The sequence below is a fragment of the Pandoraea norimbergensis genome, assembly GCF_001465545.3.
Lineage (GTDB): Bacteria > Pseudomonadota > Gammaproteobacteria > Burkholderiales > Burkholderiaceae > Pandoraea > Pandoraea norimbergensis.
This window is the reverse complement of sequence record NZ_CP013480.3, coordinates 5,481,875-5,503,358: the sequence shown is the minus strand read 5'-3', so window position 1 is coordinate 5,503,358 and position 21,484 is coordinate 5,481,875. Positions and strand designations below refer to the sequence as shown.

Genomic DNA, 21,484 nt, shown 5'->3' with positions numbered 1-21,484 from the left:
GTGAGCAGCACGGCAGCGCGCCCGTCATGGGCTGGTGTAAACTTCAAACATGACTATTTTACTGTATGCGCTGACCGCCATCCTCTACGCCGGGTTGGCGGTTTGTTCGTGGCAAGGTTACCGGCGCGATGCCGCACTCGCGATGGCGGGCGGGCAGCTCGCGCCTGCGCCGGTCACGGGCACGCCTTCGCGTTGGCCGATGCAGCTTTCGCTGTTCGTCGCGCTCGCGCTGCACGGGGTGTTGCTGCATCAGACGATCTTCCGTGCCGACAGCATGCACTTCGGTTTCGCGTACATGCTCTCGGCCATGCTGTGGCTCTCGGTGGGCATCTACTGGATCGAGAGTTTCTTCTTCCCGCTCGACAGCCTGCGGCTAATGGTCACACCGATCGCGGCCGTGGCCTGCATCCTGCCGCTCGTTTTTCCCGACGTGCGAATTCTCGGCTTTGCGGCTGAACCGATCTTCAAGGTGCACTTCATCATCGCGAACATGGCATACGGCTTGTTTGCGCTCGCGGCACTGCACGCGCTGCTGATGATTTATGCCGAGCGGCAACTGCATCCGTCGCGCGGCAGCGAGCCGACCGGCTGGCTGGCCCGCTGGCTCGAAACGCTGCCGCCGCTGCTCACGATGGAGAAGCTGTTGTTCCGTCTGATCGGTGCGGGCTTCGTGCTGCTCACGCTGACGCTGATTTCCGGCGTGATGTTCTCCGAGGCGTTGTTCGGGCGCGCGGTGCGCATTGATCACAAGACCGTGTTCGCGGTGGTGTCGTGGCTGATGTTCGGCGCGGTGCTGCTGGGGCGGCATTTTTATGGGTGGCGCGGTAAGGTCGCGCTGCGTTGGGTTCTGGCGTCATTCGTGGCGCTGTTGCTGGCGTATGTCGGTTCTCGCTTCGTGCTAGAGGTGGTGCTGCATCGCATGACGGAGACTTGAAGCGCGATGCGCAATATCTTGTTGTTACTGGTGTTGTTGGTGCTGGGCACCTGGTGGATGCGTCATAACGAGCGCAAGCGCGATGCCGATCGCATGCGCCCGCCGCCCGCGAACGGGGCGAAGACCACCGTGCAACAGTCGCTGCCGCCGGCCGAGCGCATGGTGCGCTGCCAGGAGTGCGATACCTATTTGCCCGAGAGCGACGCCATACACGGCGCCGGTGGCACGCATTTTTGCAGTGGCGCGCACCGCGACGCCTATCTCGCGCGCGAACGCCGCGCCTGAGCCCCGAAGCGCGGCCTCACCGCGCATTCGTCGGGGCCCATTTCTCGCGTATTCTCCGCGCTTTCCATCCCGCTTCCGCTCTCTATTAGCAAGCCTGCCCCGGTGGCCGGCTTGCGCATGCCTGTCGCATGCACTAAAACACAGTAACCAGCCCCGTACAGAACAAGAACGAGCGTGACGAGACGGGGACGGGGATCAGTCGACAGGAGGGCGCCATATGTTGATGCGCAGACGGATGTATTTCCTTCTTCCCGATTTGGCGAGTGCGCAGCGCACGATGAGTGACCTGCTGCTGGCGCGAATCGAGGAGCGTCACATCCACTTCATGGCACGTGACGAAATGGATCTGGAGGGACTGCACGAGGCTAACCTCCTACAGACTTCCGATATCGTGCACGGCGCTGAAGCCGGGCTCGTGATCGGTGGCTTCTGTGGGCTGGCAGTCGGTGCAGTCGCGGCGTTTTTCCCCATCGTGGGCACACGTCCCCAATGGGAGCTGATGATCATTACCGCGCCGCTCGGTTCGCTGTTCGGCGCGTGGGTGTCGAGCATGATCGGCGTATCGGTGCCGAACTCGCGGCTCAAGATGTTCCGTGAGCCGCTGGAGCAAGGCCAGATTCTGCTGATGGTCGATGTGCGCGAGAGCCGCGTCGACGAGGTTCGCGAGATGTTGAAAGCACACCATCCCGAAGCGCATATGGAAGGGGTGGAGGCGGCGATTCCGGCATTTCCGTGATCGATGGGTTCATCCGGCCGGCAACGGCCAATGGCGCCGCCCCTGTGAGCGGTGCGGGGTGGTACGCGTGTTGCACGACACGAGTCCGTTGCCACCCCCGGGCGTGGCAACGCCCATGGAAGCCTCTCGGCCTGGTGCGGCGAGAGGCTTCTTCTTTGGGGATTCTGCCGATTTTTTTCCGGGCATCGGCAGGGCACATTGACGGTGTTGTGCATCCCATCGTGCGTCACATCGGGGATCGCATTGCACCTCGCAGCGCCCTTTGGGCCCCCCGCCGGCGGCGTCACGCCAAGTGGGCTACAATGGCGCCCCTCGCTCTACGGGAGATCGCTGTGCCCGTCATGCTCCAGTCATTTGTGTCCCCTAATGTTGCCCACCGGCCGGATCGCCGCGTCAGCGCTTGCGCTGCGGTATCCCGCATGTTGTCGCGGGGCGCGGCATGAACGCACCGGATCGATCGAAAGTCGAAGGCACACCGAATCGGCTGCCGGTCTTCACGCTCGACACCGAAGGCTGGGTGCGCGAAGCGCAGCGACTGCCGTCGCCGAATTTCGACGCGCGCCCGGCTGGGCTGCCGACCGACTTGCTCGTGGTGCACAACATCTCGCTGCCGCCGGGGCAGTTCGGGGGCGACGAGATTCCGGCGTTCTTCCAGAACCGGCTCGACCACGATGCGCATCCGTTCTTCGACGAGATTCGCGGCGTGCACGTGTCGTCGCACTTTCTGGTGCGCCGTGATGGTGCGTTGCAACAGTTTGTGTCGTGCGACGCCCGGGCATGGCACGCCGGTGCATCGTCGTTCGAAGGGCGTGCGCGCTGCAACGACTTCTCGATCGGGGTGGAGCTGGAAGGCACCGACGAGACGCCGTTCACGGCGGCGCAGTACGCAACGCTTGCAGCGCTGACGCAAACGTTGCAGGTGCGTTATCCGATTCAAGCTGTCGCCGGACATGCCGATATAGCACCGGGTCGGAAGACGGATCCGGGGCCGCATTTCGAGTGGCAGCGGTTGCGTCGAATGGCGGGCCTGAACCCCGCGATGTTGCCGTTTCAGCCGGCGGATTAACCCCCATGCCGGAATAGGTTTTGCTTGACACGGCGACGCCACGGGCCTTCCCGGCGACACAAATTTTTGAGTTTGCGGAGTGCGTCATCTCCACTATACTTAGTGCCAATTCGGGTGCCGACCACTATATGTAGTGGTTTTTCATGAGGTCGGCGCAGGAAGCAATATCCATCAATACCGTGCTTGTCCCGCGGCATTTTGTGGGGCGGTACAGCAGCAAAGCCGTGCAGCGGACACCTCGAACCCTTGGCCGTCCGTCGGTCGTGCGGTGTTCAGCACTTCGCTCCATCGGCGCCCCCAGGGCGCATTTTTGCCGGCCGTCAAACTGGTAGAGACGCGCTAACAGCACCATCTCATTGGAACGGGAGTTTTTACATGCAGACTAACGAAAACCTCACCCGCCCGAACCCGACGGCCGCCGCGAATGCCGGCAGCACGGGTGCGTCGGCGCCCCAAACTACGGGCGCCTTCGCACCGGCGACCAACGCCGACTTCAAAGTGATTCGACGCAACGGCGCGGTGGTGGGTTTCGAGCCGTCGAAGATCGCCATCGCCGTGACCAAGGCGTTCCTCGCCGTGAACGGCGGTCAGGGTGCGGCTTCGGCGCGTGTTCGCGAACTCGTGGAGCAACTGACGCAAGCCGTCGTGCGTGCGCTGGTGCGCAGCCGCCCGAACGGCGGTACGTTCCACATCGAAGACATTCAGGATCAGGTCGAACTCGCGCTCATGCGCGAAGGCGAGCACAACGTCGCACGTGCCTACGTGCTGTATCGCGAAAAGCGTTCGCAAGAGCGTGCTCACTCGGTCGAAACCACGCAAGAATCGGCAGCGCCTGACGCACCGGTGCTGCGTGTGACCGACAACGGCGTGACGCGCTCGCTCGACATGGGCGTGCTGCGTGGCGTGGTGCAGGCCGCTTGCGAAAACCTCGGCAACGAAGTCAGCGCCGAGCCGATTCTGACCGAAACCCTCAAGAACCTGTACGACGGCGTGCCGCTGTCGCAGGTGTACGACTCGGCGATCCTCGCCTCGCGTACGCTCATCGAGAAAGAGCCGGCGTACAGCCTCGTCACCGCCCGTATTCTGATGCACACGATCCGCCGCGAAATCCTCGGCGAAGAAGTGCCGCAGGGCGAGATGGCAGCCCGTTACGTCGAATACTTCCCGCGCTTCATCAAGCAAGGCGTGGAAGCCGAACTGCTCGACGAGCAACTGCTGACGTATGACCTGGCCAAGCTGGGCGCTGCACTCGACGCATCGCGCGACCTCCAGTTCAACTATCTGGGTCTGCAAACGCTGTACGACCGCTACTTCCTGCACATCGACAGCCATCGCATCGAAATGCCGCAGGCGTTCTACATGCGTGTCGCAATGGGTCTGGCGCTGAACGAAGTCGAGCGCGAAGCACGTGCGATCGAGTTCTATCAGATCCTCTCGAGCTTCGACTTCATGAGCTCGACCCCGACGCTGTTCAACTCGGGTACGCGCCGCTCGCAGCTGTCGTCGTGCTACCTGACGACCGTCTCGGACGATCTGGAAGGCATTTACGAAGCGCTCAAGGAAAACGCACTGCTGTCGAAGTTTGCCGGCGGTCTGGGCAACGACTGGACGCAGGTTCGCGCGCTCGGCTCGCACATCAAGGGCACGAACGGTAAGAGCCAAGGCGTGGTGCCGTTCCTGAAGGTGGTCAACGACACGGCCGTGGCCGTGAACCAGGGCGGCAAGCGCAAGGGCGCGGTCTGCGCGTACCTGGAAACGTGGCACCTGGATATCGAAGAATTCCTGGAACTGCGTAAGAACACCGGCGACGACCGTCGTCGTACGCACGACATGAACACGGCGAACTGGATTCCCGATCTGTTCATGAAGCGCGTGATGGAAGGCGGTGAATGGACGCTGTTCTCGCCGTCGACCTGCCCGGACCTGCACGACAAGTACGGCAAGGCCTTCGAGCAGGCGTACACCGCTTACGAAGACAAGGCAGCGCGCGGCGAACTCAAGCTCTTCAAGAAGGTGCCGGCACAAGCGCTCTGGCGCAAGATGCTGGGCATGCTGTTCGAAACCGGTCACCCGTGGATCACGTTCAAGGACCCGTGCAACATCCGTTCGCCGCAGCAACACGTGGGCGTGGTGCACTCGTCGAACCTCTGCACGGAAATCACGCTGAACACGAGCGAGACCGAAATTGCCGTGTGTAACCTCGGCTCGGTGAACCTGGTGGCTCACCTGAAGCAGACGGCCAACGGCTACGAGCTGGATCACGAGAAGCTGCAACGCACGGTTCGCGTGGCGATGCGCATGCTCGACAACGTGATCGACATCAATTACTACGCCGTGACGAAGGCGCGTAATTCGAACCTGCATCACCGTCCGGTGGGCATGGGCATCATGGGCTTCCAGGACTGCCTGCACCTGCTGCGCACGCCGTATGCGTCCGACGATGCCGTCGAGTTCGCCGACCGCTCGATGGAAGCCGTTTGCTACTACGCCTACTGGGCGTCGAGCGAGCTGGCCAAGGAACGCGGTCAGTACTCGTCGTACAAGGGCTCGCTGTGGGATCGTGGCATCCTGCCGCAAGACTCGATCAAGCTGCTGGCTGAAGAGCGCGGCGGTTACCTCGAAGTGGACCAGTCGGCAACGCTGGACTGGGACAGCCTGCGCAAGCACATCGCTTCGCACGGCATGCGCAACTCGAACTGCGTGGCGATCGCACCGACCGCAACGATCTCGAACATCATCGGCGTGTCGGCCTGTATCGAGCCGACGTTCCAGAACCTGTACGTGAAGTCGAACCTGTCGGGCGAATTCACGGTGGTGAACGAGTATCTGGTGCGTGATCTGAAGGCGCGCGGCCTGTGGGACGAAGTGATGGTCGCCGACCTGAAGTACTTCGACGGCTCGCTCTCCCGTATCGACCGCGTGCCGGCCGATCTGCGCGAGATCTACGCCACGGCCTTCGAAGTCGAGCCGAAGTGGCTGGTCGAAGCAGCTTCGCGTCGTCAGAAGTGGATCGATCAGGCGCAGTCGCTCAATATCTATATGGGCGGCGCTTCGGGCAAGAAGCTCGACGAGACGTACAAGCTGGCGTGGACGCGCGGTCTGAAGACCACGTACTACCTCCGTACGATGTCGGCCACGCACGTCGAGAAGTCGACGGTGAACCACGGTGCGCTGAACTCGGTGAGTTCGGGCGGCGTGACGCCGACGAGCAGCTTCTCGGCCGAGCCGACCTCGCCGTTGGCCCAGCCGATGCCGGAAGCCGAAGGCGCGGTCTGCACGATGCGTCCGGGCGATGCCGGTTTCGACGAGTGCGAAGCCTGCCAGTAAGTTGAGTTCGCGCCGGTGCCGGTTCGGTACTGGCCACTCGGAAAAAACCCCGTCGGTCCTTCAGGACGACGGGGTTTTTTCTTGCGGGCTTTCCCGCTCAGGTCAGATCACACCAGATCACGCCAAATCAATCCGCATCGACAGGTTGAGCGTCTCGCCATGCGGCACCCGGACGTGGTCGTGATCGAAGTCACCTACGCGATGTGTCGACGGCTCCAGACACAGGTAGGGGCGCCCAGCGGGCGAGTGCACCACGAGCCACGAGGCATCGTCGCTGCGCACCGTCGCCGAGCGCAGGCCGCCTGCGTAGTCGATGCGGGCATCGAACCGGCCGGCCTCGGTGGGCACTTCGGCGAACCACGTCGAGCGGCCTTTGCTGTCGAGCCCGCCGCCGACCGACACCACCTCGATGGCGCCGACATGAATGCGCTGCTCGCTCGGCCACCGGACGTCCTCCGAAGGCGAGCGCCAGATGGATTCCGCTTCGAACGTCAGGCGCGCTCCGGCGGGCCAGCGGAAGTAGGGATGCAGGCCGAGCCCGGCCGGCATCTCGCCCGCCGAGAGGTTGGTGAGCGAGAGCTGCATGTCGACACCTTGCGCATCGAGCGATATCGACAGATAGGCCTGATAGTGCCAGGGCCACTCGGGTTGCGCGGGGCTGTCGAGTTGCAGCACGCAGCAGTGCGCGCTCTCGTCCACGACTTCCCACGCGCGGCGCAGCCCCCAGCCATGCAGCGAACTGGAGGCCACTGCCGCTTCACGGGCGGTGATGGTGCGGCCTTGCCAATGGAGCGTGTCGTCGCGCAACTGATTGGTGTAGGGCAGCATCGGGAACGCGCCGGCCTTCGGCCATTCGTCCGACGCAAAGGGTTCATTGCCGAGCGGCATGAGGTAGTCGAACAGATCGCCGCGTGTGTCGCGCCGCGCCAGTCTTGCGAGCCGCCCGCCGCAGCCCGGTTGCACTTCGGCAATCAACGACCCGGCCGAGAGCCGGACCGGCTTGCCCGGGGTGAGGGTGAGCGGCGTCGCGCCCGGGGGATGTGTTGCGAGGGCGCGCGCGTTGTCGGCATCAGGGGAATGCATCGTCAGTATCTCCTTCGTCTCCTTCGCGTCTTGACGCGCCGCGCGTCCGGATCTGTCGTCCGGATTCGCTGCACGGGTGACGCGTGACGCATAGGATACGCCCGATGTCGTCGTGCCGAGTGGCTCGCCGTCAACGTCGCATTCGGTGCTGCGCAAACCCTACCGCCGGCCCGCAAATCGTGGCAACATGCCGGTCCCGCGGGCCTTGGCGGCCATGGCACGAGGGGTGCGGCAGAACACTAGGTATAGTGGTTTGTATGGGGTGCGGCACTATATATAGTGGAGGGTGCTGGAATACGCGACGTAATTGTGCTAAATTTGAGTCATTCAATTCGACGTCGGGAGGTCATGATGTTGCCAGTGACGCAAACCAACTCCCCCGTCTGCGAAGTTCCTCAAAAGTGCGCGAATGCGCCTCTGACTGGCCCCCGAAACACGGTATCGACCCTTGCGGATTTTCCGCCGCCCGTCACGCGAATCGCGCGATGATGTCCGCCGGAACGCATGGCTTTTTGCGCGTGACCCAGTAAGTTAAGTAACCATTAATTCGTATCAGCCGAGTCGCACACGCCCCAGGCGGGTGATCGGCTGATCTGCCACTTCGGCGGTGTGCGTAGTTGTGTGCACCGCATCAACCTGAACGGACCGAGACCCTATGTTGAACTGGGAAGAAGAGACCACCACCGCCAAACCTGCTGCACCGGCAGCCCCCGCCGCTAGCTTCTCGCCGGCGGAGAACATCCTTGGCACGCAGGGGGATACCCCGAACGTGATCGCCTCGTCGTCGACGCGCCGCGTGAGCGCCTCCGACAAGCGCGTGATCAACGGCACGACCGACGTGAACCAGCTGGTGCCGTTCAAGTACAAATGGGCGTGGGAAAAGTATCTGGCCGGTTGCGCCAACCACTGGATGCCGCAGGAAGTGAATATGTCGCGCGACATCGCCCTGTGGAAGGACCCGAACGGCCTGACCGAAGACGAGCGCCGCATCATCAAGCGCAACCTCGGCTTCTTCGTGACCGCCGACTCGCTCGCCGCGAACAACATCGTGCTCGGCACGTATCGCCACATCACCGCGCCCGAGTGCCGTCAGTTCCTGCTGCGTCAGGCGTTTGAAGAAGCGATCCACACGCACGCCTATCAGTACATCGTCGAGAGCCTGGGCCTGGACGAAGGCGAGATCTTCAACGCGTATCACGAAGTCGCGTCGATTCGCGACAAGGACGAGTTCCTGCTGCCGTTCATCGAAGTCGTTGCCGACCCGTCGTTCCAGACCGGCACGCAGGAGAATGACCAAAAGCTGCTGCGCTCGCTGATCGTGTTCGCCTGCATCATGGAAGGTCTGTTCTTCTACGTCGGCTTCACGCAGATCCTCGCGCTGGGCCGTCAGAACAAGATGACCGGTGCTGCGGAGCAGTATCAGTACATCCTTCGCGACGAGTCGATGCACTGCAACTTCGGCATCGACCTGATCAACCAGGTGAAGCTGGAAAACCCTAACCTGTGGACGCCGGAGTTCCGCGACGAGATTCGCGAGCTGTTCAAGAAGGCCGTCGAGCTGGAGTATCGCTACGCTGAAGACACGATGCCGCGTGGTGTGCTTGGTCTGAATGCGGGCATGTTCAAGAGCTATTTGCGCTTCATCGCGAATCGTCGCTGCGCACAAATCGGTCTCGAGGCGCTCTACCCGAACGAAGAGAATCCGTTCCCGTGGATGAGCGAGATGATCGACTTGAAGAAGGAGCGCAACTTCTTCGAGACGCGAGTGATCGATTATCAAACCGGCGGTGCGTTGAGCTGGGACTAAGCGTGTAGTGAAAATGGGTGTTGGCTGCAAAGCCAGCATTCATGCGGTTCTTGAGAGGGTGGTGTGTGCGTGCGAAGCACGCGTGACTTGTGCGAAGAGAAGTCAAAGCGAAGCGCAAGAGAAGGCATGAGTCACACACATCGCCCTCGTCATCGCATGCTCGTGAGTGCGTCGAAGCGATCGAAGCACGCGTGCGATGTGCATCAAATACAACAGATTGACTTCTTCGTTGCGATTGATGTGCGCTTTTTTATGCGCAAAGTATTAACATCGCATCACAAAAGAATTATTATTCGCTCAAATAAATTGCAGTCTCGATGAACACACGAAAGCACATTGCTTTCCTCCCGCGACAGAGAGCTGGTAGTTACGGAGCGTAAAAACCTTGGTGCATAGCAAGCAGTATCGCTTATCCGCTATCGCAATCTCCTCCATCCCGATGACGGGACAGGCAAGCTACCCCCCGAAGAATCTGGCGAACTCCCCCTATCAAGACAATCGAATTGCTGACGGCGATGTCGTCGGCAATTTTTTTGCGCGCGTGACCACTCATGGTAAGCGTCATGCGCGCAGCGCCGAATTCATTAGCGTAAGCCGTCGATGTCCGATGCGTACGCCGATGAATAGCCCGCTCGCCGGCGGTTCGCCGTGCGGTGGTCGGGTTTCCTTCTCAGGTAGTTTCGTTTGAGTGATATCTCACGTTAAGGAGCATTGTGATGGCTACTACTGCTAAGAAAAAACCCGCAGTCAAGAAGGCTGCTGTTGCGAAGAAGCCGGTAGCGAAGAAGGCTGCTGCTGCCAAGAAGCCTGTCGCCAAGAAGGCTGTGGCCGCTAAGAAGCCGGTCGCTAAGAAGGCTGTTGCCGCTAAGAAGCCGGCCGCCAAGAAGGTCGCCGCTAAGAAGCCGGCAGCCAAGAAAGTCGCAGTGAAGAAGGTTGCTGCGAAGAAGCCGGTGGCCAAGAAGGCAGCGGTGAAGAAGGTTGCAGCCAAGAAGCCGGTGGCTAAGAAAGCCGCAGTGAAGAAGGTTGCTGCGAAGAAGCCGGTCGCTAAGAAAGCAGCCGTCAAGAAAGTCGCCGCCAAGAAGCCGGCAGCCAAGAAGGCAGCAGTGAAGAAGGTTGCTGCTAAGAAGCCGGCTGCTAAGCCTGCTGCGAAGAAGGCTGCTGCGAAGAAGCCGGCTGCCAAGAAGCCTGCCGCTGCTGCGAAGAAGCCCGCTGCCAAGCCGGCCGCTAAGCCGGCTGCTGCCAAGAAGCCCGCTGTGAAGAAGGCTGTCGTGAAGAAGGTTGCCAAGCCTGCTGCGGCTCCCGCAGCAGCGCCGGCAGCGGCTCCGAAGACGGCACTGAACCCGGCAGCTGCATGGCCGTTCCCGACCGGCAGCCGTCCGTAATTCGAGTGCTGACGCAGGGACCAAGACACTTAGGTGTCTTTTGACCGAGTAGTCCTACTCGATCAGAAACCCGCTGTGACGCTAGTCGCCACAGCGGGTTTTTTCATGGGCGAACGGTTCTCGTCGCAACGCCGCACACTGGCAGTCGTGTTGCCCGCGAGTGGCGAGGTCGGTGTGCGTGTCGCGAGTGGTGTGATGGGCACGGAAATGCAAACGGGCGACCTGTGGTCGCCCGCTGCATGTGCTTGGATTGCGCGCAGAGCGCCGTGGTGGCGCTCGCGAGTCTTGCCGTCTTCCTGATGCCTTAATGCGTCACGCGCGTCACACCGCCGCTCGAGAGCAGGCGTACGCGTTGGCCCGGCTGGAACGCATCGTCGGCATCCTGCGTGATGGCACGCAGCTCACCGTTGTCGAGTCGCACGGTGATCTCAAGCCCCGCCTTCTTGCTCATGCGGTTCTCGACGGCTTGGCCGGCAACTGCGCCGAGCAGACCGCCGATGATGCCTGTGGCAATCGAGCCGCGACCGCCACCGATGGCGCTGCCACCGATCGCACCCAGTGCGCCGCCGCCGACAACACCGAGCACGCCCGGATCGCCGTTGCTGCTATCGATCGTCACCGGACGAACCGATTCGACCGTGCCCATGCGAACGACTTGCTCGCGTTGTGCCTGGCGGCTGTTGTAGACGCTCGCGGAATTGCTCGGGCCGAACGCCGTGCAGGCGGACAGCATGAGCGATGCCGTGACGGTGAGAACTACGAGCGGTGTGGTCAGTCGTGCCATCGTTAATATCCTGGAATCATTCGAAGCGGTGGCCGAACGCTTCTTCATATTGCGCGTCGATGTCGGCGCGCGTCGGTGCATAGGTCTGCGGGCCTTGCTCGGCAATCTTGAGCGAACCCATCAGACTGGCCAGTCGGCCAGTGGTCGGCCAGTCGAGACCCTTTTCGATGCCATAGAGCAACCCGCCACGGAACGCATCGCCGCATCCGGTCGGGTCGACGACTCGCTTGGCTTTCACAGCAGGAATGTCGTGCTGCTCACCGCCGGCGAAGATCAGGGCCCCGTGTTCTCCGCGCGTGACGATCAGTGCCTCGACTCGCGACTGGAGGTCTTCCAGCGACCAACCGGTCTTGGAGGCGAGGAGCTTGGCTTCGTAGTCGTTGACCGCCAGATAAGTGGCAAGTTCCACGATGCGACGCAGTGTCTCAGACGACAGAATCGGCAGGCCCTGACCCGGATCGAACACGAACGGGACACCGGCGGCGGCAAACCCTTCGGCGTGCGCAAGCATGGCGTCGGGGCCATCGGGGGCCACGATGCCGAGCGTCGCGCCCTTCACGTCGCTCACGTGGTTTTGTGCCGAGAACATCATCGCGCCCGGGTGGAAGGCCGTGATCTGGTTGTTGTCCAGATCGGTGGTGATCATCGCGTTGGCCGTCATGGTGTCGGGCACCGTGCGCACGAACTCGGTGGTCATGCCGAGCGAGCTGAAGCGCTCCAGGTAGGCACCGCCGTCTTCGCCGACCGTGGCCATCACCGTGGGCGAGCCGCCAAGCAGATGCAGGCTGTAGCCGATGTTGCCCGCGCAGCCGCCGAAGTTGCGGCGCATGGTCGGCACCAGGAAGCTCACGTTCAGGATGTGCACCTGGTCGGGCAGGATGTGCTCGCCGAAGCGGCCTTCGAACGTCATGATGTTGTCGTAGGCGAGCGAGCCGCAGATCACGGTAGTCACGAGATGATTCCTTGTTAGTTAGAAGTCAGGGGGCACGGCGGCACGGTAGCCGGACGGCAATGTGCCGGCGCAGGCGCCGGCACGAGTCATGCAATCGGCCGTCACGGATGACGGCCGACGAACTACCGGCTTACGCCAGCGCAGCCAGTGCGGCGTCGTAGTTCGGTTCGTTCTTGATCTCGGGCACGAGTTCGGCGTGCACGACGCGGTTCTCGGCATCGAGCACCACCACGGCGCGGGCGCTCACGCCGGCGAGCGGGCCAGTCGTGATGGCCACGCCGTAGTCCTTCAGGAACTCACGGCCGCGCATGGTCGAGAGCGTGACGACGTTGTTCAGGCCTTCGGTGGCGCAGAAGCGGCTCATGGCGAACGGCAGGTCGGCCGAGATCACGAGCACGACGGTGTTATCGAGCTTGCCGGCGGCTTCGTTGAACTTGCGGGTCGAGGTGGCGCAGGTCGGCGTGTCGAGGCTCGGCACGATGTTCAGGACCTTGCGTTTGCCCGCGAAGTCCTCGAGCGTGACGTCCTGCAATTTGGCATTGACCAGCTTGAGCGCCGGTGCAGTTTGCCCTTTTTGCGGGAACTGGCCGTCGACTTCGATGGGGTTGCCCCCGAGGGTGACTTGGGACATTGATATCTCCTAGTGTTGAGTGCGGCAGCGCTATCAGGGATAAAACGCGAGTACCCGATAGTTACTGGCAAGCGCTGCTTGCGCCGACAATCGTAACCGAATCGTGCGTTCGTTGTGCGGTGCAAGGCCAGCATCGCGCAACGCGCCGTCGGCAACATAATCGCCCGCAGCAAAAACGCGTCGTACGACCGGCTTGCCGTCGATATCCGAGAGTGTGAGTTCGAGCGATGGCCACGCCACCGCGTGACCGGCGTCGTTGCGCATGAACACGGTCAGCGTCATCGGCACGCTGTCGGCCGGGACGGCGGCGTCTGCCGAGGCGTCGCTCGCGGCGGCGATGGTTGCCGCTGTCGCGGCGCTGGCAGCGGCGTTGCTATCCGTCGTGCCGGTGGCGCTGCCGTCGTCGGTCACCAGCGTGACGCTCGAGAGTTGCAGCATGTCCGGCTGACGTGCGGGTGCGATGGCGATATGCAGCGGACGTCCAACGGTGGCGAACGCGTCGCGCAGCGCAGGGATTCGGTCAACGAGCGCCGCGCGCTCGATCCATGCCCACTGTGCGAGCAGACCGATGACGGCCAGCGTAATCAGCACACGCCAGATGACGCGGGCGGCACCCGGTGGCTTTTCGGTAGGTGCGATGGCCGATGCGCCCGCGAGCTTTGCACTTGCCGGTACCGCCGTCGGTGCAGGCAATACGGTGGGATCGTCGTCGATATAGCGTCCCGGGCCATGCTGCATCTGCGCACGGCTCTCGTCGGGCGTGCCGAGCAGTGCCGCGATGGCCGTCGGCGTCAGCATCTCGGGCACGGTCGTGCGCGCTGCCGAGGCTTCGCTGTCGCTGTCGCTTAGGCTTGGGTTCGCGGTGTCGGCGTGTTCGCTAACGACGGGGGCAGGTGCTGATGCGACCGGTGAGGCGACCGGCGACGTGTGCATCTCCGGCACTGACTCGGTTGCCGCTTGAGGTGCCTCGTCGTCTCGCGGCGGTTCACAGAGATACGCGCGTCCGTCGAACACTTCGCGGCAGTGGCCGCAGCGCACCAGACCGTCGCGCAGCTTGAGCTGGTCGGCGACGACGCGAAAGACGGTGTGACAGTGAGGGCAGCGGGTAGCCAGAACGCGCGGGGATAGGGTCATGGGACTCGGCGCGTTGTGAGCGCTTTAACCGGCGGCCTGCCCGTGCAGGCAGACCCAGCCGTCGTGTGCGCGCCAGACCGACATCTTCATATAGGGCGCGTAAGCGGCGATCACCTCATCGGCTTGCCGCTCCAGCACGCCCGAGAGCGCGAGCCGGCCGCCGGGTGCCACACGCGAGGTGAGCATCGATGCGAGCAGCTTGAGCGGATTCGACAGGATGTTGGCGACCACGATATTGAACTGACCGTCACGCAGATCGTCGGGCAGGCCGTATTCGACCGGCGCGTGATTGCGCTCGCTGTTATAGCGTGCCGACTCGACCGCTTGCGGATCGATATCGATGCCGATGACCGGATCGGCGCCGCACTTGCGCGCAAGAATGGCCAGAATGCCCGAGCCGCAACCGTAGTCGAGCAGCGACTGCCCGGCTTGTACGTGTTGCTCCAGCCATTCCATGCACAAGCGCGTGGTCGGATGGCTGCCGGTGCCGAACGCGAGGCCCGGATCGAGTTCGAGAATGAGGGCGTCGGCATCGGGGGCATCGTGCCACGACGGCACGACCCAGATGCGCTCGCCGATCTGCATCGGCTCGAATTGCGATTGCGTCAGACGCACCCAGTCCTGATCTTCGACGTCGCGCACCGTGAAGGCCGGCGATTCGGGCAGGTTGAGTTCGTTGACGGCCGCCGCGAGCAGCACGGCGGCGTCCTGGTCTTCCCCCACCAGCGCGACCACGCGCGAGCGCTGCCACGCGGTGTCCGGCGGGGTGAGACCCGGCTCGCCGAACATCGGTTGCTCGTCGGGGGTGTCGGCATCCGCGTCTTCCACGGAGACCGACAGGACACCCAGGTCGATCAGGGTGTCCGACAGGGCCTCAGCTTGAGCGCGGGCAACTTCCACGACGAGTTCGCGATACATAGGGCGAGTACTTCCTTACAGATGAACGGCTAAAAAACGGCTTAATTACCGCCGACGGCAGACTTCTGCGCCAGCTTGTGTTCCAGATAGTGAATGCTCGTGCCGCCTTCGACGAACTTGGCGTCGAGCATCATTTCCCGGTGCAGCGGAATGTTGGTCTGGATACCTTCGATTACGATTTCCGACAACGCCACACGCATGCGACGGATGGCCTGGTCGCGCGTAGCGCCGTAGGCGATCAGCTTGCCGATCATCGAGTCGTAGTTCGACGGCACGAAGTAACCGTTGTAAGCGTGCGAGTCAACGCGAATGCCCGGGCCGCCGGGCATGTGCCAGGCGGTGATGCGGCCCGGCGACGGCGTGAACTTGTACGGATCTTCGGCGTTGATACGGCATTCGATCGCGTGACCCTGGAACTGAATGTCACGCTGACGCAGCGCGAGCTTCTCGCCGGCCGCGATGCGGATCTGTTCCTGCACGATGTCCACGCCCGTGATCATTTCGGTCACCGGGTGTTCGACCTGCACGCGTGTGTTCATTTCGATGAAGTAGAACTCACCGTTTTCGAACAGGAATTCGAACGTGCCGGCACCGACATAGCCCATCTTCTTGCAGGCGTCGGCGCAACGATCGCCAATACGCTCGATCAGTCGGCGCGCAATCAGCGGCGCGGTGGCTTCTTCGATCACCTTCTGGTGGCGGCGCTGCATGGAGCAGTCACGCTCGCCCAGCCAGATCGCGTTCTTGTGCTTGTCGGCGAGCACCTGGATTTCAATATGGCGCGGGTTCTCGAGGAACTTCTCCATATAGACTTCCGGGTTGTTGAACGCCCGGCCGGCTTCTTCGCGCGTCATGTTGACCGCGTTCACGAGCGCCGCTTCCGTGTGCACCACGCGCATGCCGCGACCACCGCCGCCGCCTGCTGCCTTGATGATCACCGGATAGCCGATCTGGCGTGCAATGCGCACGATTTCCTTCGGATCGTCGGCGGGCAATGCGCCTTCCGAACCCGGCACGCAGGGCACGCCGGTCTTGATCATGGTCTGCTTGGCCGAGACCTTGTCGCCCATCAGGCGAATGGTGTCGGGGCGCGGGCCGATGAAGGTGAAGCCCGATTGCTCGACGCGCTCGGCGAAGTCGGCGTTCTCGGAGAGGAAACCATAACCCGGGTGGATAGCCTGAGCGTCGGTGACCTCGGCGGCGCTGATGAGCGCCGGCATGTTCAGGTAGCTCAACTGCGACGGGGCCGGGCCGATACACACGGCTTCGTCGGCGAGCTTGACGTACTTGGCTTCCTTGTCGGCTTCGGAATAGACGACAACGGTCTTGATGCCCAATTCCTTGCATGCACGCTGGATGCGCAGAGCAATTTCGCCGCGATTGGCGATGAGGATTTTTTCAAACATTTTGTGCAGTCCTGCCCGTAGGGGTAAGGAGCGGGGCCGGACACCCGGCGGTGCGGTGCGGGGGAGCCGCAGTCCGCAACAACGCGTGTGCGTCCGGCAACTGGCTTTAGCCGATCACGAACAGCGGCTGACCGTATTCCACAGCCTGACCGTTCTCGACGAGGATTTCCTTGATCACGCCGGCTTTGTCCGACTCGATCTCATTGAGCAGCTTCATCGCTTCGATGATGCACAGCGTCTGGCCTTCCTTGACCGAGTCGCCTACTTGCGCGAACGCGTCGGCGCCCGGCGACGGGGCACGGTAGAACGTGCCGACCATCGGCGAGGTCACGATATGACCTTGCGGCACGGCCGGGGCCACCGGCGCGGCGGGGGCCGTCGGGATCGCGGCGGGGCCTTGCGCACTCATTTGCGGGGCGACCGGCATGGCCATCTGCATCGGGGCGGCGATCAGTTGCGGCGGTGCCTTGACGATGCGGACCTTGCCTTCGCCTTCGGTGACTTCGAGTTCGGAAATACCCGATTCGGCCACGAGGTCGATCAACGTCTTGAGTTTGCGCAAATCCATGAAGGAAGCTCCTTGATTCGGTATCGACGCGGGAACAGCGTCCCGCGATGGGAAATAGGGGATGAGAGGACTACCCGCCGGTGAGCCGGTGCAGGGCAAATTCGAGTGCGTAGGTATACCCGCGCCAGCCCAGGCCGCAGATCACACCTTGCGCAATATCGGAAAAATACGAGTGATGCCGGAAGGCCTCGCGGGCATGGACGTTCGAGAGGTGAACTTCGACGAACGGGATGCCAACGCCCGCCAGCGCGTCGCGAATTGCCACGCTCGTGTGGGTATAGGCCGCGGGGTTGATGACGATGAAGTCGATCGATTCACCGCGCGCTGCCTGAATCCGGTCAACCAGTGCGCCTTCGTGATTGCTTTGAAACGTCGCCAGTTCGGCACCGGCCGCCTGGGCCTGTGCCAGCAGGGCATTGTCGATGTCGGCCAGCGTCGTGCGGCCATACACCGCCGGCTCGCGAGTACCGAGCAGGTTCAGGTTAGGACCGTGTAGCACGAGAATGCGGTGAGGCATCGGCGAATCAAATTTCACGAAATTGGGCGCAATTAAACGCCAGTTGGTGGATTTTGTCCAGTGGGGCGAAAATCGGCACCGTATTATGCGGGTTTCCGGGGTGTTCGCCCCGACCACCGCAGGGCCGCCCGTTCGGGAGGCCCGGACAAGCGGGGTCAGATGAGCGGTTTGAGCGCCGCGCGCACTTCGTCGGAGGTAATACGCCCGAGCTTCTGATAGTGCATGCGCCCTTGGGCGTCGACCACCACGGTAAACGGCAGGGCGCCGGCCTTGTTACCCAGCGCCCGCGCCAGATCGGTGCCTGCATAGCCTGCCACGAGCAGGGGGTAATCGACCTTCACTTTTTGCTCGAAGGCGAGCATGTTCTGCGCCGTATCGATGCCGATCCCGACGAATTGCACGTTCTTCGCCGCATATTCCTGAGACAGGGCGGCCAATTCCGGCATTTCTTCTACGCACGGACCGCACCACGGCGCCCAGAAGTTGATGACGAGCGTCTTGCCGCGCCACTGCGATACCGGCTGTTCGGTGCCGGTCAGATCGGGCAGCCGGGTCGCGAGCAGTTGGGCGACGGCGGTGTCGGATGTGTCCGCCGCTTGCTGATTGCGGTGGCCGAGCCAGAAGCCGGCCCCGAGCCCCACGAGCGCCAGTACCACCAGGATGACGATGCGTTTTGTCATGACGGGAAGGGAAAAATCACGCTGAGTAGACAATAGCCGGGAAACGGCTGACAAATATGGAGAAGGTGTGGCGATATTGACGCGATGTAGTGACCTGCCGCGTCAGTGTTCTCGTTCGTCCACACGGGCCTGACCGGGAGTGCCGGGGGTGCCGGGGGTGCCGGGAGTGCCGGGAGTGCCGGGAGTGCCGGGAGTGCCGGGAGTGCCGGGAGTGCCGGGAGTGCCGGTGGCGCTGGTGACTTCAGCGGCGCGCGTCCGCGTGGCTTGTGCCTCGGCGGCCATCAAGGCGCGCAAGCCGTTGGCGTCAGTGCGTGCCGGGCGGCCATTGCCGTCGCTCGCCTTGAGCGCACCGCGCATGTCGTCTAGCGAGTAAAGCGACAGGTGCACACCTGCCGGATCACCCCGCTGACCGCGTTGGCGCCACAGGAAACTCAGCGTCTCGACCATGCCCCGGCCATTGAAGTGACGGGATTCGGAGACCTCGTAGTCGATCCCCCGGTTCAGGAGATCGATGGCGACTTCTTTGGGGTTGTCGCAAAAAGCCTGCAAATAGATATCAGATAGCGCCGTGGCCGTACCGTTATAGACCGCACCCGCTATATAGGGGCGGTAGCGGGCCAGCTCGTCCATGACGTTCAGGGCGGCCTCGCGCAGGTGAGCCAGCTCGGCAGGTTGCGTGTCCGACATGAAAATCTGTACGTACTCGCGCACTTCCGCTTCGATCTGGTCGTTATCCGGCAGCAATTCACCCGCAATGCGAGTCTCGCCCGTCACCTGTTTCGCCGCCTTGCGCTTGGCGGTGGCATAGTCGGCCCCCTCCTCGGCGATGAGGCGAGCGGCTGCCAGCGCGATTTCTTCGCGCAGGCGTTGGGCATCGGTCCAGGATTTACGTGTCATGCGGCCGATGATACCCGAAAGGCGTGTCCGGCCGCCTGCCGGGCGCGGCAAGCGTTTGGGGACCTATCCGATACCTATCTGAGACTGCGCCCGGGCCACCCGCGTCACGCGGCAGGTACAATGTAGCCCTCGGTTATCCGCACTCCCATTTCCCGCACGGGCACTGCCCGTCCTCATCAGCTCCCCATCCATGCATATTCATATTCTTGGCATCTGCGGCACGTTCATGGGCGGTCTGGCAGTCCTGGCGCGTCAGGCCGGTCACACCGTCACCGGTTGCGACGCCAATGTCTACCCGCCGATGAGCACGCAACTTGAGGCGCAGGGTATCAAGCTGATCGAGGGTTTCGATGCGGATCAGGTTTCCCTCAAGCCCGATTTGTTCGTGATCGGCAACGTGGTTTCGCGCGGCAATCCGCTGATGGAAGAGATCCTGAACCGGAATCTTCCCTATACCTCGGGTCCGCAGTGGCTCGGCGAGCACGTCCTGTCGAACAAATGGGTGCTGGCCGTGGCCGGCACACACGGCAAGACCACCACCACATCGATGCTGGCGTGGATTCTGGAAGACGCCGGCTATCACCCGGGCTTTCTGGTGGGCGGCGTGCCGATGAACTTCGGCATTTCGGCGCGCCTGACCGAGAGCGATTTCTTCGTGATCGAGGCCGACGAGTACGACACGGCCTTCTTCGACAAGCGCTCGAAGTTCGTTCACTACCACCCGCGTACGGCCATCCTGAACAACCTTGAATTCGATCACGCCGACATCTTCCCGGATCTGACGGCAATCGAGACGCAATTCCATCATCTGGTGCGTACCGTGCCGGGCCAGGGCCGCCTGATCGTCAACGGTCGCGAGCCGGCGCTCGAGCGCGTGCTGGCGCGCGGCTGCTGGAGTGAAGTCGAGCGCTTTGGCGTGGCCGACGGCTGGCACGTCGCCCAAGCGACCGAAACGCTGGCCCCGGGGCAGGAAGCCTTCTGGGTACACCACGGCCAGCCGGCTGCCGGCGAGGTGAAGTGGGCGCTTCAGGGCGAACACAACCGGATGAATGCGCTGGCGGCGATTGCTGCGGCGCGTCACGTCGGTGTGCCGCCCGAGCAGGGTGCGGCCTCGCTTGCCAAGTTTGAAAACGTCAAGCGCCGGATGGAAGTGCGCGGCGTGGCCGCGGGCGTCACCATCTACGACGACTTTGCGCACCACCCCACCGCCATCCAGACGACACTTGCCGGTCTTCGCCGCCGTGCTGGCGACGCCCGCATTCTGGCCGTGCTCGAACCTCGCTCGAATACGATGAAGCTGGGCGTGATGAAGGCGCAACTGCCCGCGAGTCTGGCCGATGCCGATCTCGTGTTCGGCTATGGCGCCCCGAGCGGCAAGGACTCGCTGGGGTGGAATCTGGCCGAGGCGCTGGCGCCGCTCGGCGCACGGGGGCAGGCCTTCAGCGACATCGACGGGCTCGTCCGTGCCGTGGTGGCGGCGGCTCAGCCGGGCGATCAGGTGGTGGTCATGAGCAATGGCGGCTTCGGCGGCATTCATCAGAAATTGCTCGATGCACTGGCCGCGCGCGCCTAAGCTTGGCTTCATGACACCGCTGATGCCTGCTTGCGCCACCGACAGACAAGTTTTCCGGAGCCTCACATGATTCTCTATTTGCACGGCTTCCGTTCCTCGCCGCGTTCGTTCAAGGCGCAGTTGATGGCCGCCCGCATGCACAAGCTCGGGCTCGGGCATGTATGGGCCTGCCCGCAACTGCCGCCGTCACCGCTCGCGGCGGTTGTCGACGCCCAGCGTCTGCTCACCGGCGTGGACCCGGACGAGTTGACCATCGTTGGCAGCTCGCTCGGCGGGTACTACGCGACCTATCTGGCCGAGAAGCTCGGCTGTCGCGCCGTGCTGCTCAATCCGGCCACGCGTCCGTATGAAGACCTCGGCAAGTGGCTCGGCGAACAGCCGATGTGGCACGGCGGCGGCACCATCGTCGTGGAGCCGCGCCATCTGGACGAATTGCGCATGATCGACGTCGCGCAGATCACCCGTCCGGAGCGCTACTACCTGGTGGCTGCTACGGGCGATCAGACGCTCGATTACCGCGACATGGTCGCGAAATTCCCGGGTGCCAAGCTCACGTTGATTGAGGGCAGCGACCACGGGATTTCCGATTTTGTCGACTATATGGACGATGTGCTGCGTTTCGCGGGCATCGATGTGCCGGCGTCTATCGGCACGTCCGCCGCTTTTGCCGGGGAATAATGACTCACCGCAGTGACGAACGGCAGCAAAACCTGCCCGTGACGTCGACGATGCGCGCGTTCCCTTTCTGCCCTAAACCGCCGCACGTCGGCGGGCTACAATGTCGCCTATTGCGATCGATGGCTG

Annotated in this window: 19 protein-coding genes and 1 pseudogene; 9 read left to right on the top strand and 11 right to left on the bottom strand. The window is 62.8% G+C overall.

Features of this window, described 5'->3' with window-relative positions:
• The first annotated feature begins 49 nt into the window (after positions 1-49).
• The 5 genes from AT302_RS24090 to AT302_RS24070 all read left to right on the top strand — a co-directional run bounded on the left by AT302_RS24090 (position 50) and on the right by AT302_RS24070 (position 6,348).
• Complete coding sequence (locus AT302_RS24090) at positions 50-934, top strand: cytochrome C assembly family protein (RefSeq protein WP_058376167.1); 885 nt, start codon at positions 50-52, stop codon at positions 932-934.
• Positions 935-940: 6 nt separating this feature from the next.
• A complete protein-coding gene (locus AT302_RS24085; protein ID WP_058376166.1) occupies positions 941-1,219 on the top strand; it encodes a PP0621 family protein in 279 nt (92 codons plus the stop codon).
• A 223-nt stretch (positions 1,220-1,442) separates the two neighbouring features.
• Positions 1,443-1,955 (top strand): DUF1269 domain-containing protein, encoded by a 513-nt coding sequence (locus tag AT302_RS24080; RefSeq protein WP_058379914.1) that lies wholly within the window; start codon positions 1,443-1,445, stop codon positions 1,953-1,955.
• 439 nt (positions 1,956-2,394) lie between these two features.
• Positions 2,395-3,021 carry a 1,6-anhydro-N-acetylmuramyl-L-alanine amidase AmpD gene (gene ampD / locus AT302_RS24075; protein ID WP_058376165.1) on the top strand — a complete coding sequence of 209 codons (627 nt, stop codon included), beginning with the start codon at positions 2,395-2,397 and terminating at the stop codon, positions 3,019-3,021.
• A gap of 375 nt (positions 3,022-3,396) precedes the next feature.
• Complete coding sequence (locus AT302_RS24070) at positions 3,397-6,348, top strand: ribonucleoside-diphosphate reductase subunit alpha (protein ID WP_058376164.1); 2,952 nt, start codon at positions 3,397-3,399, stop codon at positions 6,346-6,348.
• 117 nt (positions 6,349-6,465) lie between these two features.
• Here AT302_RS24070 and AT302_RS24065 read toward each other — a convergent pair whose 3' ends face one another.
• Positions 6,466-7,431: an aldose epimerase family protein gene (locus AT302_RS24065; protein ID WP_157125868.1), complete on the bottom strand. Its 966-nt coding sequence runs from the start codon at positions 7,429-7,431 to the stop codon at positions 6,466-6,468.
• A 655-nt stretch (positions 7,432-8,086) separates the two neighbouring features.
• On the opposite strand from AT302_RS24065, the gene AT302_RS24060 reads away from it, so the two are divergent.
• Together AT302_RS24060 and AT302_RS24055 are read left to right on the top strand one after the other, a co-directional pair.
• On the top strand, positions 8,087-9,238 hold the full coding sequence (locus tag AT302_RS24060; protein ID WP_058376162.1) for a ribonucleotide-diphosphate reductase subunit beta: 1,152 nt from the start codon (positions 8,087-8,089) through the stop codon (positions 9,236-9,238).
• A gap of 716 nt (positions 9,239-9,954) precedes the next feature.
• Entirely contained in the window at positions 9,955-10,620 is a 666-nt protein-coding gene (locus AT302_RS24055) for a histone H1-like DNA-binding protein (protein WP_058376161.1), read from the top strand.
• A 304-nt stretch (positions 10,621-10,924) separates the two neighbouring features.
• On the opposite strand, the gene AT302_RS24050 is transcribed toward AT302_RS24055, so the two are convergent.
• The 10 genes and pseudogenes from AT302_RS24050 to AT302_RS24005 form a co-directional block, all read right to left on the bottom strand.
• Complete coding sequence (locus AT302_RS24050; protein ID WP_058376160.1) at positions 10,925-11,404, bottom strand: outer membrane lipoprotein; 480 nt, start codon at positions 11,402-11,404, stop codon at positions 10,925-10,927.
• Between the two features lie 16 nt (positions 11,405-11,420).
• A complete protein-coding gene (locus tag AT302_RS24045) occupies positions 11,421-12,356 on the bottom strand; it encodes a carbohydrate kinase family protein (protein ID WP_058376159.1) in 936 nt (311 codons plus the stop codon).
• A 130-nt stretch (positions 12,357-12,486) separates the two neighbouring features.
• Positions 12,487-12,987 (bottom strand): thiol peroxidase, encoded by a 501-nt coding sequence (gene tpx / locus AT302_RS24040; protein ID WP_058376158.1) that lies wholly within the window; start codon positions 12,985-12,987, stop codon positions 12,487-12,489.
• Positions 12,988-13,020: 33 nt separating this feature from the next.
• Positions 13,021-14,121: a DUF3426 domain-containing protein gene (locus AT302_RS27765; protein WP_058376157.1), complete on the bottom strand. Its 1,101-nt coding sequence runs from the start codon at positions 14,119-14,121 to the stop codon at positions 13,021-13,023.
• Between the two features lie 24 nt (positions 14,122-14,145).
• Complete coding sequence (gene prmA, locus AT302_RS24030) at positions 14,146-15,039, bottom strand: 50S ribosomal protein L11 methyltransferase (protein ID WP_058376156.1); 894 nt, start codon at positions 15,037-15,039, stop codon at positions 14,146-14,148.
• A 41-nt stretch (positions 15,040-15,080) separates the two neighbouring features.
• Positions 15,081-16,445, bottom strand: a complete 1,365-nt coding sequence (gene accC, locus AT302_RS24025; protein WP_058376155.1) for an acetyl-CoA carboxylase biotin carboxylase subunit — start codon at positions 16,443-16,445, stop codon at positions 15,081-15,083.
• A gap of 106 nt (positions 16,446-16,551) precedes the next feature.
• Entirely contained in the window at positions 16,552-17,013 is a 462-nt protein-coding gene (gene accB, locus AT302_RS24020) for an acetyl-CoA carboxylase biotin carboxyl carrier protein (RefSeq protein WP_058376154.1), read from the bottom strand.
• Between the two features lie 70 nt (positions 17,014-17,083).
• Positions 17,084-17,530: a type II 3-dehydroquinate dehydratase gene (gene aroQ / locus AT302_RS24015; protein WP_058376153.1), complete on the bottom strand. Its 447-nt coding sequence runs from the start codon at positions 17,528-17,530 to the stop codon at positions 17,084-17,086.
• 155 nt (positions 17,531-17,685) lie between these two features.
• Positions 17,686-18,210: a TlpA family protein disulfide reductase gene (locus tag AT302_RS24010; protein ID WP_058376152.1), complete on the bottom strand. Its 525-nt coding sequence runs from the start codon at positions 18,208-18,210 to the stop codon at positions 17,686-17,688.
• 240 nt (positions 18,211-18,450) lie between these two features.
• Positions 18,451-19,107: pseudogene (locus tag AT302_RS24005) on the bottom strand (UDP-N-acetylmuramate--alanine ligase); the annotation flags it as partial.
• 190 nt (positions 19,108-19,297) lie between these two features.
• On the opposite strand from AT302_RS24005, the gene mpl reads away from it, so the two are divergent.
• Positions 19,298-20,680 carry a UDP-N-acetylmuramate:L-alanyl-gamma-D-glutamyl-meso-diaminopimelate ligase gene (gene mpl, locus AT302_RS24000; RefSeq protein ID WP_058376151.1) on the top strand — a complete coding sequence of 461 codons (1,383 nt, stop codon included), beginning with the start codon at positions 19,298-19,300 and terminating at the stop codon, positions 20,678-20,680.
• A gap of 66 nt (positions 20,681-20,746) precedes the next feature.
• Entirely contained in the window at positions 20,747-21,358 is a 612-nt protein-coding gene (locus AT302_RS23995; protein ID WP_058376150.1) for a YqiA/YcfP family alpha/beta fold hydrolase, read from the top strand.
• Positions 21,359-21,484 lie beyond the last annotated feature (126 nt).

Excerpts from the sequence above, each read along its gene's own strand:
- mpl (WP_058376151.1), top strand. The coding sequence starts at position 19,298 with ATGCATATTCATATTCTTGGCATCTGCGGCACGTTCATGGGCGGTCTG.
- prmA (WP_058376156.1), bottom strand. The coding sequence starts at position 15,039 with ATGTATCGCGAACTCGTCGTGGAAGTTGCCCGCGCTCAAGCTGAGGCC.
- AT302_RS24055 (WP_058376161.1), top strand. The coding sequence starts at position 9,955 with ATGGCTACTACTGCTAAGAAAAAACCCGCAGTCAAGAAGGCTGCTGTT.
- AT302_RS24050 (WP_058376160.1), bottom strand. The coding sequence starts at position 11,404 with ATGGCACGACTGACCACACCGCTCGTAGTTCTCACCGTCACGGCATCG.
- aroQ (WP_058376153.1), bottom strand. The coding sequence starts at position 17,530 with ATGCCTCACCGCATTCTCGTGCTACACGGTCCTAACCTGAACCTGCTC.
- AT302_RS24090 (WP_058376167.1), top strand. The coding sequence starts at position 50 with ATGACTATTTTACTGTATGCGCTGACCGCCATCCTCTACGCCGGGTTG.
- AT302_RS24080 (WP_058379914.1), top strand. The coding sequence starts at position 1,443 with ATGCGCAGACGGATGTATTTCCTTCTTCCCGATTTGGCGAGTGCGCAG.
- AT302_RS24010 (WP_058376152.1), bottom strand. The coding sequence starts at position 18,210 with ATGACAAAACGCATCGTCATCCTGGTGGTACTGGCGCTCGTGGGGCTC.
- accC (WP_058376155.1), bottom strand. The coding sequence starts at position 16,445 with ATGTTTGAAAAAATCCTCATCGCCAATCGCGGCGAAATTGCTCTGCGC.
- AT302_RS24065 (WP_157125868.1), bottom strand. The coding sequence starts at position 7,431 with ATGCATTCCCCTGATGCCGACAACGCGCGCGCCCTCGCAACACATCCC.
- AT302_RS27765 (WP_058376157.1), bottom strand. The coding sequence starts at position 14,121 with ATGACCCTATCCCCGCGCGTTCTGGCTACCCGCTGCCCTCACTGTCAC.
- AT302_RS24070 (WP_058376164.1), top strand. The coding sequence starts at position 3,397 with ATGCAGACTAACGAAAACCTCACCCGCCCGAACCCGACGGCCGCCGCG.
- AT302_RS24085 (WP_058376166.1), top strand. The coding sequence starts at position 941 with ATGCGCAATATCTTGTTGTTACTGGTGTTGTTGGTGCTGGGCACCTGG.
- accB (WP_058376154.1), bottom strand. The coding sequence starts at position 17,013 with ATGGATTTGCGCAAACTCAAGACGTTGATCGACCTCGTGGCCGAATCG.
- AT302_RS23995 (WP_058376150.1), top strand. The coding sequence starts at position 20,747 with ATGATTCTCTATTTGCACGGCTTCCGTTCCTCGCCGCGTTCGTTCAAG.
- ampD (WP_058376165.1), top strand. The coding sequence starts at position 2,395 with ATGAACGCACCGGATCGATCGAAAGTCGAAGGCACACCGAATCGGCTG.
- tpx (WP_058376158.1), bottom strand. The coding sequence starts at position 12,987 with ATGTCCCAAGTCACCCTCGGGGGCAACCCCATCGAAGTCGACGGCCAG.
- AT302_RS24060 (WP_058376162.1), top strand. The coding sequence starts at position 8,087 with ATGTTGAACTGGGAAGAAGAGACCACCACCGCCAAACCTGCTGCACCG.